Genomic DNA, 11,622 nt, shown 5'->3' on the forward strand with positions numbered 1-11,622 from the left:
GCCGACGATCGCGAACTTCAGGGCGACCGAGACCGGCTCGACGAGATCCGCGAGCGGCAGCGCGGTCACGAGCCGTCCTCGACCGTCATCGAGACTCCCTTCGGCCCGTCGCCCTTCGCCGGGCGGGCGGCGTCGACGGCGGCCTGGAGCTTCGCGGTCGTGACGCCGAGCGTCTTGGCGACCTGCGCCAGGTCGTCGGCGTGGACGCCGGGGCCGCCGCCGCGGGGGCCGCCCGGGCCCTTGGCGGTGGTGGACGTGGTCGTGGCGCTCGTCGACGTGCTGTCGGCGGCGTTGGCGACGCCGATGCCGGCGGCGCCCATGAGGGCGACGGACGACGCGACGGCGGCGGCCTTGCGGATGCGAGGGGTCATGGGTGGTGCTCTCCTGTGGCTCGTGCACACCGCGGGGCTCCCCGACGGCTGCAGCCACCCTCTCCCGGTCGGCTGGGAATCCCCTGGGATCGCCGTGGGAGTTTCCGAAGACCAGCCGAAGAGGGCGGCCGGTCCACCGGCGCGGAGGCGGCCCGCGCCGCGCCAGGATCCACCCTTCATGATGGGTCCATCAGCGCGCCATCCCCCACCACCGGCGGCGCCGCGGCCCCGTCCCCCGGCGCGATCGACCGCGCCGCGTTCCGGACCGGCCTGCGGGCGGGCGTGCCGTTCGCCCTCGCGGGCGGGATCCTCAGCCTCTCCTTCGGTGCGCTCGCGGTCGACACCGGCTTCTCGTGGATCGCCGCGATCGTGATGTCGGCGATCGTCTTCGCGGGATCGGCGCAGTTCGCGGCGGTCACGATCGTCGCCGCCGGCGGGGGGCTCGGGGCGGCGGTCGCGGCGTCCGCGCTGATGAACTCGCGCTTCCTGCCGATGGGCATCGCGCTCGGGCCGTCGCTGCCTGGCGGCCCCGTCCGGCGTGGGCTCGAGGGCCAGGCCGTCGTCGACGCGTCGTGGGCGATGGCCGCGCGGCCCGACGGCACGTTCGACCGCTCGTTCCTGCTCGGGTCGACCGCCGTCCAGTACGTCACCTGGGTCCTGGGGAGCATCGCGGGCGCCGTGGGCGGCGGCGCGCTGGGCGACACCGACCGCTTCGGCCTCGACGCGGTCTATCCGACGTTCTTCCTCGTCCTGCTGATCCACGAGCTGCGCACCGGCCGCGGACGCGGCGTCGCGGCCGGCGGGGCCCTGCTCGCCCTGGCGCTGGTCCCCTTCGCGCCTGCGGGGGTGCCGGTGCTCGCCGCGAGCCTCGCGGCCCTGGTCGGCCTGCGGACGCGACCGGGGGACGACCACGGAGCGACCGGCGACGGCGCCGATGCCGCGGGGCAGCCGGCCGCGGACCGCCGGTCGTCCCCGGACGACCTCGGCACGGACCGCGCCGGACCCGACGCATGAGCGTCGACGTCTGGCTCTTGATCGGGGCCTGCGCCGCGGTCACGGCGCTGATCAAGGGCGTGGGACCGGTCGCCCTCGGCGGCCGGCCGCTGCCCGCACGCGCGACGGGCGTGATCACCCTCCTCGCCCCCGCCCTCCTGGCCGCGCTCGTGGTGACCGGCGTCGCGGGGCAGGACGGGCACCTCGGCCTCGGCGTCGAGGCCGTCGGCGTCGCCGCGGGCGGCGCGGTCGCGCTGCGCGGCGGCTCGATCCTGGTCTGCGTGGTCGTCGCGGCGGTCGTCACGGCCGGGCTGCGCGCCATCGGCTGACGAACCTCGGCCGTTCGAGATTTGCCGCCCCGCGGACGGGGTAGATGCCTCGCGTCGATCGCAGCGGCCCCGGGCCCCGCCCCTCGGTGGTCTCCCCCACCACCCCAGCCGAGGGGCAGCGCGGGTCGGGCGCGCCGCCGTCGTCACCGCCGTCCGTATCACCGTCCCGAGCCGGTGGTCCGGGCGGCGGAGCTCGTTCCGGGGGCGTTCAGGCCGGGATGACGAGCTCGAACGCGGCGCGCCCGTAGCGCCGCCCGTTGACCTGCAGCTCGATCGCGTGCTCGCCGGCGTGGTACCGCCGCGTCGTGATCGGGACGAACGGCCGGCGGCGCGCGAGCGTCGTCCGCTCGCCCGGGGCCAGGGTCAGCTGCCAGCGGCCGGCGGTCGCGACCGCGAGCTCCGGGTCGACCCTGCTGAGGTCGTTGAGGTGGTTGGCGACCGAGCGGCGCACGTACTCGGAGGGGTCGCCGCGCAGGGCGTCGAGGATCGGCACGGTCGCGGTCGGGCGCTCCGCGAGCGCCGGGACGCGCCGCGCCCACGGCAAGAACGGCCGCGTGCCCTCGCTCGCCAGTCGCCGGACGTGCGGGTCGGGGTCGGTCGTCCAGCCCGTGACGACCGCCAGCGCCCGGTCGGGGTCGTGCTGGAGCAGCCGGCGGATCGCGGCCTCGGCGGTGAGCCGCGGCGTCAGCTCGCGCAGCAGGGCGAGCCCGGTCTCCAGCGCGTCGTCCGCCGGGTCCTCGAGCGCCCGGCGGCTCGCGGCGTCGGCGACCGCCCAGATCATCCAGCCGGAGAACGCCGGGTCGCGCAGCGCCGCGCGCAGCACGGCGGCGAACCCCGCGAGGTCGTCGGGCAGGTCGGCCAGCAGCGCGTCGGAGACCGCCGTCACGCGCTCGCCGAACGCGAGTGGCCCGAGCGCCGCCCGGGCCCGGCGCACGGCCGCGACCCGCAGCCCCGGGTCCGTCCGCTCCAGGCAGGCGACGAGCCCGGCGACGGCGGCGTCGCCGAGCAGCTCCTCAGCGGTCGGCACGGGCGCTCAGCGCGTCGCCCGGCAGGTGCCGGCCAGGCGGGTCCGCAGGGCGATCGAGCGGGCGACGGCGGCGCGGAGCGTGCGCAGCTGCAGACGGCCGTCGCGGAGGTCCGACGTCAGCGCCCGCGACGCGGCGAGGGCGGCGTCGGTCGTCCGCGCGTAGAGCAGCAGGTCGACCCCGGCCTGCGAGGCGGCGCGCGCGACCTGCGCCGGCGACGACGCCGCCGCGAACGCCCCGGCCTCGAGGTCGTCGCTGATCGTCACGCCGCGGAAGCCGAGCCGACCGCGGAGCTCGCCCGAGATCACCGGCGGCGACAGCACCGCCGGCGCGGGCGACAGGTCCGAGTAGATCGCGCTGGAGAGCATCACGAGCTCGGCGCCGGACTGGATCGCGGTGCGGAACGGCAGGGCGTCCTGGGTCCGCAGGGTGTCGACCGACGTCGGGATCCGCACGCGGGTCGCGTCGGTGTCGGCCGCCGCGCGCCCGAGCCCCGGGAAGTGCTTGACGGCGACGGCGATGCCGCCCTCGTGCGCGCCGGTCGTGAACGCCCGGGTCGCCCGGGCGGCGGTCGGCGCGTCGGCGGCGTAGGTGCGACCGGCGGCGGAGAGGACCCCCGTGCCGATGTCCGCGACCGGGGCGAGGTTGACGGTCACCCCGGCGCTGCAGAGCGCGAGCGCGCTGTCGCGGCCGGCCTTCTGCACGACGCCGATGCCGCCGCGCCCCTGGACCGCCGCCGAGGCCCGCGGCGCCGCGTCGGTGACGCGGCGGACCGTGCCGCCCTCCTGGTCGGTCATCACGAGCAGCGGTACGCCGTTGAGCGCGCCGGGCCGCGTGATCCGCTGCAGCTTGGCGGTGAGCGTGCGCACCGTCGAGAGCGTCGACGCGTTCTCGGCGAAGAGGATCACGCCGCCGATCCGGCCCGCCCGGATCGCCGAGCGGATCGCCGGCGGGATCTCGCCGGGTGCGGCGTTGCGGAACGGCGCGATCACCGTCTGCCCGACGAGCTGCGTCGAGCTCAGGGATCCGGCGATGCGTTCCGCGGGGGTCTGCGGCGGGGCCTTCGCGGCCTTCTCGTCGTCCCCGCCACAGGCGACCGCGCGCAGCAGGACGATCAGGAGGATCAGCCCGACGACCCCGAGCAGGGCCGCCCGGCGGCGCCGGGCGGCGAGCTCCTCGCCCGGCGGGCGCCGCACCCGGCGGCGGACGAACGGATCGTCGGGGGGTGCGGGCGACACGCACCGGAGGCTAGTGGCCCGGGGGGCGCGGCGCACGCGTTCGCCGGGGATGCGACGTTTCACGGATGACCAGGACCGCGCTGGACTACACCGTCGAGCTCGACCGGACGGCGGGCGCCGGCCAGGACGAGGAGACCTTCGTCGTCCGCCGGCCGGACGGGACCGAGCAGCGCCTGCGCCTGCACGACTACGACCTCGTCTACGCCGTGCCCGGCCTGTACGAGGAGGTCGTCCAGCACCAGCTGGAGTGCGCGTCCCCCGCGACGATCGTCTCGCGGCTCGCCGACGCGGTCGCCGCCGCGGGTCTCGACGCGGGCGACGTGCGCGTCCTCGACGTCGGTGCCGGCAACGGCGTGATCGGCGAGGGCCTGCGCGACGCGGGCTTCCGCGTCCCCGTCGCGAGCGACGCGCTGGTCGAGGCCCGCACCGCCGCCGAGCGGGACCGGCCCGGCCTCTACGCCGAGTACGTGATCGACGACGGCACGCCCGAGGCGTTCGACCACATCGGCGCCGCCGTCCGCCGCCACGAGCTGGGCGCGCTCACCTGCGCCGCCGCCCTCGGCCCGGGCCACATCCCGCTCGAGCGCCTGATCGGCGTCTGGGGCCTCCTGCCCGCCGGCGCGTTCATCGCGCTGACCGCGTCCAGCGACCTCGTCGCCGAGTGGGGCGGGGCGCAGGTCGCGCTGAACGCCGTCTCGGGCGACGACGCCCCGACGGAGGTCGTCCACACCGAGCGCTTCCGCCACCGCCTGCTGATGGACGGCGGCTCGGTGGACTACGACGTGATCGTCGGCCGCAAGCCGACCTGAGCGGCCCGGCGCCACCCGGCGCGCCGCGGGAGCCGGCCCGGCCCCGCGACCGGAGCGCCGCGGGGCGCCCGGGGAAAGCCCCTGCAAACGGGCCACCTTGATCGCACCCACACGTGCGGGTGCGATCATCGGTGCATGAGCGACGACGACGACCAGCCCAAGTCCTTCGAGGAGACGCTGCGCTCGATCGCGGCGGAGGTCACGAAGTCGGCCGAGCGCCTGTCGCGCAGCGACCTCGGCGACCTCGAGAAGCTCGCCCGCCAGAGCGGCCTGGATCCCGAGCGCGCCCGCGGCATGGCCGACGAGGCCGGCCAGTGGCTGCGCCGCCAGTTCGTCGGCGAGGACCCGTTCCCCGGCGGCGCCCCGGCGCCGACGCCGGCCCCGATGGCCGACGTCCAGCCCGACGACGTCGCGTCCGCCCCGATCGCCGACGGCGTGCCGTCGCCGGTCGACCTGCCGACGCCCGCCCAGGGCCAGGCGCTCGCCGCCCTGGACTCCGGCCGCTGGACGGTCGAGCCCGGCACGGTCGCCCTCGCGACGCAGACGGGCCTCGGCACGCAGCCGCGCAACGCGCACGCGCTCGGCCTCGAGCTGCACGTCCGCGACTGGGTCGACCAGGACGGCCAGCTGACGTCCGCCGGCGGCCACGCGCTCGAGCGCTGGCTCGAGGACTCCTACCCCGAGGAGTAGGCCGCACCGCCGGGGCCGCGCGCGATCCGTCGCGCGCGCCCGGCACGCCGCCCGTGCCGCCGACACGCCCGCCGCGGGCCGTCGCGGCGCCGCCGGGACGTCGGCCCCGGGGCGGCGCCCCGATCCTCAGTCGACGCTGCCGGCGAAGTTCCGCTCCAGGAGGACGACCGGGATCTCCCGCGTCGCCTTCTCCTGGTAGTCGTCGTACGCCGGCCAGGTCGCCGTCAGCGACTTCCAGAGCTCCGGCTTCTCCGACGCGTCGGCGACCCGGGCGTGCGCGACGAACTCGTCGTCCCACACCTGGACCGTGACCTCGGGCCGCTCGGCGATGTTCAGGAACCACGCCGGCTCGTCCCCACCGCCGTTGGACGCGACGATCGCGTAGACGCCCTCGCCGGCCTCGCGGTAGATCAGCGGGGTGGCTCGCTCCTCCCCGCTCTTGCGGCCCGTCGTGGTGAGGATGAGCGTGGTCGTCCCCTCCCAGTCGTGGCCTTCCTTCCCACCGGTCTCCCGGTAGCGCTTGACGTGTTCGGCACCGAAGAGCATGCGTCCTACCGTACCCGGGCACCCGAACCGCCAAGAGGGGACGGACGGATCGCACGGGAACTTCGCCGACGGCATCGATCATCCCTCACCACGAACGACCGTGATCGCGCATACTCGAACCGCCGTCCCGTGACGGCGGGACCCGGACGTCGGGTCCGCTCCACCGGTCCAACCGAGGTCCCGCGCCGCACCGTGACAATCGACGTAGCCATGCCCGACGCCCCCAGCACCCTGGACCGCGACACCGCCCTGCTCGAGCGCCTGCTCGGGAGCGTGCTCGTCGAGCAGGAGGGCCGCGCGTTCCGCGAGCGCGTCTTCTGGCTGCGCGACCGCGCCGCGGCGCTGCGGGCCGACCCGGAGGGCGTCGACGCCGAGGAGCTCGTCGACGCGATCCGCCGGCTCAGCTCGTCGCAGCTCGGGCCGATCGTCCGCGCCTGCACGATGTCGCTGCAGCTGTCGAACATCGCCGAGGAGCTCGAGCGCCTGCGCCGCCGCCGCGCGCACGACGCCGACGACCAGGGCCCGCAGCGCGAGTCGCTCGCCGCGGCCGCCGCGACCACCGCCGGGCTCTCGCGGGACGAGCGCGCCCGCGCGCTGGCGGACCTCGACGTCGCGCTGGTGATGACCGCGCACCCGACCGAGGCCACGCGGCGCTCGATCTTCGACCACCAGCAGCGCGTGTGGGCGCTGATGGAGACGCTCGACGACCCGCGCCTCGGGCCGACGCGGCGCCGGGCGTTCGAGGACGAGCTGCGCGAGACCCTGACCGTCTGGTGGCAGACCGACGACGTCCGCGCGCGCCGCCCGCGCCCCGACGACGAGGTCCGCCGAACGCTGCTGCACGTCGAGTCGGTCCTCTACGACGCCGTCCCGGACCTGCTGCTCGAGCTCTCGCGCACCCTCGGCGTGGCCTGGCCGCCCGACGGCGGCGGCGCCGCCGCCCGGACCGCCGGGGCGACGACCGCCGTGGTGGGCCCGCCCGACGGCACGGTCGGGACGCGCACCGTCGTCACGTCCGGCCGCGCGCCGATCCGTTTCGGCAGCTGGGCGGGCGGCGACATGGACGGCAACCCCAACGTCGGCCCGGAGACGATCGCGTCGTCGCTGCAGCGGCACCGCCGCACGGCGCTGCGGCTGCTCGGCGAGCGCGTCGACCGGCTCGCGGTGCTCTTCTCGCAGGCCGACGACCGCGTCTTCGTCACCCACGAGCTGAAGGCGTCGATCGAGAAGGACGAGCGGGAGCTGCCGCGCGTGACGTTCCAGGGCGCGAGCGCGAACGAGCCGTTCCGCCGCAAGCTGACGTTCGTCGCCGCGCGGCTCGACCGCGCGGCGCAGGGCGGCGAGGGCGGCTACGACGGCGTCGAGGACCTGATCGCCGACCTCGAGCTGCTGCGCGCGTCGTGCAGCTCCACCCTCGTCGCGCACGGTCGGATCGCCCGGCTGCTCGCGCAGGCCCGCACGTTCGGGTTCCTCGTCGCCGCGCTCGACGTCCGGCAGTCCGCCGGGCCGCTGCAGCACGCGACCGCGCACCTGATCGACGGGTACGCGGACGCCGACGAGGCCGGGCGCCAGGAGCTGCTCGTCACCGCGCTGACCGGCGCCCCGCGCTTCACCGCGACCGTCGACGACGAGGACGCCGCGTCCACGATCGACGGGATCGCCGCCGTCGGCCGCGCGATCCAGGACCACGGCCCGCACGCGATCGGCCGCCTGATCATCGCGATGGCGCGCCAGCCCAGCGACGTCCTCTGCACGCAGTTCCTGCTCACCCACACCGCCGAGACGAGCGACACCCCGGCCGTCCCGATCGTCCCGCTGTTCGAGACGGTCGAGGACCTCGCGGGCGCCGAGGGCACGATGGGCGACCTCTACGCCACGCAGCCGTACGCCGAGCACCTCGAGCGCTGCGGCGGGGCGCAGGAGATCATGCTCGGCTACTCCGACTCCGCCAAGGACGGCGGCTTCATCGCGTCGCAGTGGGGGCTCTACGGCGCGCAGGAGCGCCTGGTCGCGCAGGCCGACGAGCAGGGCATCTCGGTGCGCTTCTTCCACGGCCGCGGCGGCTCGACGTCGCGCGGCGGCGGGCCGCACCACCGCGCGATCCTCTCCCAGCCCCCGGGCTCGGTCCGCGGCCGGATCGCGATCACCGAGCAGGGCGAGACGCTCTCGCAGCGCTACCCGCACCCCGAGCTGGCGGTGCGCTCGCTGGAGCAGACGGTCTCCGCCGTCGTCCTGGCGACGCTGACCCCGCCCGCGGAGCCGCGCCCGGAGTACCGCGAGCACCTCGACACGCTGACGACGATCTCGCGCGAGACGTACCGCGCGCTGGTCTTCGAGGACGAGCGCTTCCCGCGCCTGCTGCACCAGGCCGCGCCGCTGGCGGAGCTGTCGGAGATGAACATCGGCTCGCGCCCCGCCAAGCGCGGAGGCACCACCGGCGTCGACGGCCTGCGCGCGATCCCGTGGGTCTTCGCGTGGATGCAGAACCGCATCCTCCTGCCCGCCTGGTACGGCACCGGCACCGCGCTGGAGCACGGCGACCGCGACCTGCAGCGCGAGATGATCGACCGCTGGCCGTTCTTCCGCACGATCGTCTCGATGCTCGAGATGTCGCTGTTCAAGAGCGACCTCGGCGTCGCCGAGCGCTACCTCGAGCTCGTCGACCCCGACGCCCGCGAGCTGTGGACCCCGATCCGCGAGGAGCACGACCGCGTCCAGCGCGTCGTGCTCGAGATCCGCGGCACCGACAACCTGCTCGACGCCACCCCCGCGCTGCAGCGCCGGCTCGCGCACCGCAACCCCTGGATCGACCCGCTGTCGCACATCCAGGTCGCGCTGCTCCGGCGATCGCGGGACGGGGACGACGACGCCCACGGCCCGCTGCTGTCGACCATCGGCGGGATCGCGGCCGGGATGCGCAACACCGGCTGAGAGGAGGAGGGTGCGGGGCACCCGCAGGGGGTGCGGGCCCCGCCCCGAGCTTCGCGGGTCGGGGCCGTCCGTCTCCTACTTCTTGCGGTCGAAGTGGATGAACGTCATGACGCCGGTCTTCGTCAGCCACTGCTTGCTGTAGTTGTGGGTGCCACCGGCGTTGTACTGCTCGACGTAGAACTTGCCGCCCTTGCCGACCTTCGCGACCACCGCGACGTGGCCGCTGCGGCCGCTGTTGCGCACCATCACGGAGCCCTTCGTCGGCGTGGTGTCGACGACGTAGCCGAGCGCGCGGGCCCGGTTGTCCCAGTCCTCCGCGTTGCCGAACGCCTTGCCGTCCTTCTTGCCCCACTGGTTGTTGAAGCCCTTGATGTTGCGGCTCAGGCGGTAGGCCACGAAGCTCGTGCACTCGCGGTAGAAGAAGTTCCACGGGTCCACGGCGCCCCACGAACGCGTCGGGTACGGGTAGTCGTTCTTCAGCGTGACCTTGGCCACCTTCTTCGAGGACCCGCCCGTGCCGATCGCACCGCCGGCCTCGGCGCCCGTCTGGGCCCCGGTCGCGGGGGCGCTGGGCTCGGCCGGGGCCGCCGGCTTCTCCGGTGCCGCGTCCGCGGCACACGCCGACGCGACCCGGCCGTCGCTGCCGGTGTAGACGAAGGTGTCCGACACGTAGCCGCCACCCTCGAGCTGATCCCAGATCTTCGACGTGCCGAAGCGGCCCGCGACCTTCTCGCCCTCCGTCTGGCAGAGGATGTTGACCTTCGCGCCGTTCTGGAGCTGGCGGACGACGGCGCCGCCGTTGGACGGCGTGCTGCGGGCGACGAGCGTGTAGCCCTTGTTGACGGTGACGGTGCCGGTGGCCGTCTTGGCCTCGGCGGCGGCCGGGGCCGCCAGGCCGGCGACGAGGACGGCGAGGGCGAGCGGCCGGGCAGTGCGGGCACGACGACGCGCGCCGGCGGATGCGACTGGGACGGGGACCATGGGGTGTTCCTCCTGCGGAACGACGCGGCGATGGGGTGCGTCCACCGTATGTCCCCCGTCCCCGATCGGAGCGCCCTTCTCAGGGAGTCCTCATGAACGACGACGTCCACCGCGCCCGCAGGCGCGCCGTCGTCTCCCGCGACGCAGGCCCACCGGGCGCGTGGTCGCGGGCGCGGGCCCGGTCCGCAGCCGCGCCGACGAGGTCCGGAGCAGGACCCCTAGGCCGTCGCCCCCCGGAGGAGCACGAGCGCGGCGTCCGCGGCCTGGCGCATCTGGCCGGGATCGCGACGGACCTGGGTGAGCAGGAGGCCGCCCTGGATCGCCCCGAGGATCTGGGCCGCGAGGCTCGCGACGTCCGTTCCTGGCCGCAGGACCCCGCGCTCGGCCATCGCCTCCAGCCCGGTGCGCAGCGCGGCCTCCCAGCGGTCGAAGCCGTCGACGAGCGCGCGTCGCGAGCCCTCGTGGTGCTCTGCCAGTTGCCCCGCCAGGGAGCCGATCGGGCAGCCGCCCCGGGCCTGGCGCTGCTGCTGGAGCGCGACGATCGCGCCGAGGTACCGCTCCGCCCCCTCGAGCGTGCCGAAGTCGTCGAGCAGCGTGGCCTGCCCCGCCATGACCGCCTCGCACGTGGCCTCGGCGACGGCCTGCTGCAGCTCGTCCCGGCCAGAGAAGTAGTGGTAGAGCTGGCTCTTGGACGCGGGCGCCTGCAGGCAGACGTCGTCGAGCGACATGCCCGCGACCCCCCGCTCGGCGATCAGCCCGGCCGCCGCGCGGACGATCCTCCCGCGCGTCGCGCGGCCCCGCTCGGTCGTCGGTTCCGTGGCCATGCCCACCATCGTACCGACGTTCTGGACGATCCCGTCCAGTACGTGCTAGGTTCGGCGCCAAGGCAGAACTGGACGACATCGTCCAGTTCTTCGTACGACGCGACCCCGAGGCACCCATGACGACATCCACCACCCTGGCCGGACGCATCGAGGCGGCGCTGTCCGGCGTCGAGCTCCCCGCCCACATCGCCGCGCGCTTCGGAGCGGAGCAGGACGCGCTCGACGCCGCGGGCGTCCCCGCGAGCGTGCTCGACGCCGGGGACCGGATGCCCGACGGCGACCTCCTCGACGTGCAGGGCCGGGCGACGACGCTCGCGGCCACGCGGGACGGGGCCCCGGCCGTGGTCGTCTTCTACCGCGGCGCGTGGTGCCCGTACTGCAACGTCGCCCTGCGCGCGTACGAGCAGGACCTGACCGGGCCGCTGGCCGAGGCCGGCGTCCGCCTCGTCGCGATCAGCCCGCAGAAGCCCGACGGCTCGCTCAGCACCCGCGAGCAGGCCGAGCTGACCTACGACGTCCTGTCGGACCCCGGCAACCAGATCGCCACCGCGCTCGGCGTCCTCTCCGCCGGCTCCGACGACGCGCGAGCGGCACAGCTCGAGCTCGGGCTCGACGTGACGGCCGTCAATGCGGACGGCACGCCCGGGCTGCCGATGCCGACGGTCGTGGTCGTCGACGGAGACGGCGCGATCGCGTGGATCGACGTGCAGCCGAACTACGCGCGGCGCACCGAGCCCGCGGCGATCCTCGACGCCGTGGCGCGGCTGGCCTGATCGCTCCGCGCCGCGGGCATGGCATCCGGAACGTAGACGACATCAACGCACGACCGTGCCGATGTGAGTTAAGTCCTGCACCACGGCACGGCACAGAAGTTATCGACTACCA

At 75.4% G+C, this 11,622-nt stretch carries 12 protein-coding genes; 6 read left to right on the forward strand and 6 right to left on the reverse strand.

Features of this window, described 5'->3' with window-relative positions:
- Nucleotides 1-65 precede the first annotated feature (65 nt).
- A complete protein-coding gene (locus AB0L40_RS23185) occupies nt 66-371 on the reverse strand; it encodes a hypothetical protein (RefSeq protein WP_364360356.1) in 306 nt (101 codons plus the stop codon).
- Nucleotides 372-653: 282 nt separating this feature from the next.
- Here AB0L40_RS23185 and AB0L40_RS23190 point away from each other — a divergent pair, with 282 nt between their 5' ends.
- Both AB0L40_RS23190 and AB0L40_RS23195 read left to right on the forward strand, forming a co-directional pair.
- The gene (locus AB0L40_RS23190; RefSeq protein WP_364360359.1) at nt 654-1,385 is read left to right on the forward strand and encodes an AzlC family ABC transporter permease; all 732 of its coding nucleotides are present in this window, start codon (nt 654-656) and stop codon (nt 1,383-1,385) included.
- Entirely contained in the window at nt 1,382-1,693 is a 312-nt protein-coding gene (locus AB0L40_RS23195; RefSeq protein WP_364360362.1) for an AzlD domain-containing protein, read from the forward strand. Before AB0L40_RS23190 ends, AB0L40_RS23195 begins: the two co-directional genes overlap by 4 nt.
- Before the next feature lie 208 nt (nt 1,694-1,901).
- Here AB0L40_RS23195 and AB0L40_RS23200 read toward each other — a convergent pair whose 3' ends face one another.
- A complete protein-coding gene (locus tag AB0L40_RS23200; RefSeq protein ID WP_364360365.1) occupies nt 1,902-2,720 on the reverse strand; it encodes a DNA alkylation repair protein in 819 nt (272 codons plus the stop codon).
- A gap of 6 nt (nt 2,721-2,726) precedes the next feature.
- Complete coding sequence (locus tag AB0L40_RS23205; protein ID WP_364360367.1) at nt 2,727-3,956, reverse strand: glycoside hydrolase family 3 N-terminal domain-containing protein; 1,230 nt, start codon at nt 3,954-3,956, stop codon at nt 2,727-2,729.
- 65 nt (nt 3,957-4,021) lie between these two features.
- On the opposite strand from AB0L40_RS23205, the gene AB0L40_RS23210 reads away from it, so the two are divergent.
- The gene (locus AB0L40_RS23210) at nt 4,022-4,765 is read left to right on the forward strand and encodes a hypothetical protein (protein WP_364360369.1); all 744 of its coding nucleotides are present in this window, start codon (nt 4,022-4,024) and stop codon (nt 4,763-4,765) included.
- A gap of 135 nt (nt 4,766-4,900) precedes the next feature.
- Complete coding sequence (locus AB0L40_RS23215; RefSeq protein WP_364360371.1) at nt 4,901-5,455, forward strand: hypothetical protein; 555 nt, start codon at nt 4,901-4,903, stop codon at nt 5,453-5,455.
- 126 nt (nt 5,456-5,581) lie between these two features.
- Here the strand turns inward: AB0L40_RS23215 and AB0L40_RS23220 are convergent, their stop codons facing one another.
- Nucleotides 5,582-6,001 (reverse strand): nitroreductase/quinone reductase family protein, encoded by a 420-nt coding sequence (locus tag AB0L40_RS23220; RefSeq protein ID WP_364360373.1) that lies wholly within the window; start codon nt 5,999-6,001, stop codon nt 5,582-5,584.
- A 210-nt stretch (nt 6,002-6,211) separates the two neighbouring features.
- Here AB0L40_RS23220 and AB0L40_RS23225 point away from each other — a divergent pair, with 210 nt between their 5' ends.
- The gene (locus AB0L40_RS23225) at nt 6,212-8,932 is read left to right on the forward strand and encodes a phosphoenolpyruvate carboxylase (protein WP_364360375.1); all 2,721 of its coding nucleotides are present in this window, start codon (nt 6,212-6,214) and stop codon (nt 8,930-8,932) included.
- A 75-nt stretch (nt 8,933-9,007) separates the two neighbouring features.
- Here the strand turns inward: AB0L40_RS23225 and AB0L40_RS23230 are convergent, their stop codons facing one another.
- Together AB0L40_RS23230 and AB0L40_RS23235 are read right to left on the reverse strand one after the other, a co-directional pair.
- The gene (locus tag AB0L40_RS23230; protein WP_364360377.1) at nt 9,008-9,913 is read right to left on the reverse strand and encodes a CHAP domain-containing protein; all 906 of its coding nucleotides are present in this window, start codon (nt 9,911-9,913) and stop codon (nt 9,008-9,010) included.
- Between the two features lie 218 nt (nt 9,914-10,131).
- Nucleotides 10,132-10,737: a TetR/AcrR family transcriptional regulator gene (locus AB0L40_RS23235; protein WP_364360379.1), complete on the reverse strand. Its 606-nt coding sequence runs from the start codon at nt 10,735-10,737 to the stop codon at nt 10,132-10,134.
- 116 nt (nt 10,738-10,853) lie between these two features.
- Between AB0L40_RS23235 and AB0L40_RS23240 the strand changes: the two genes are divergently transcribed.
- Entirely contained in the window at nt 10,854-11,510 is a 657-nt protein-coding gene (locus tag AB0L40_RS23240; RefSeq protein WP_364360381.1) for a peroxiredoxin-like family protein, read from the forward strand.
- Nucleotides 11,511-11,622 lie beyond the last annotated feature (112 nt).

The organism is Patulibacter sp. NPDC049589 (assembly GCF_040675535.1).
In the GTDB taxonomy this organism is placed as follows: Bacteria; Actinomycetota; Thermoleophilia; order Solirubrobacterales; family Solirubrobacteraceae; genus Patulibacter.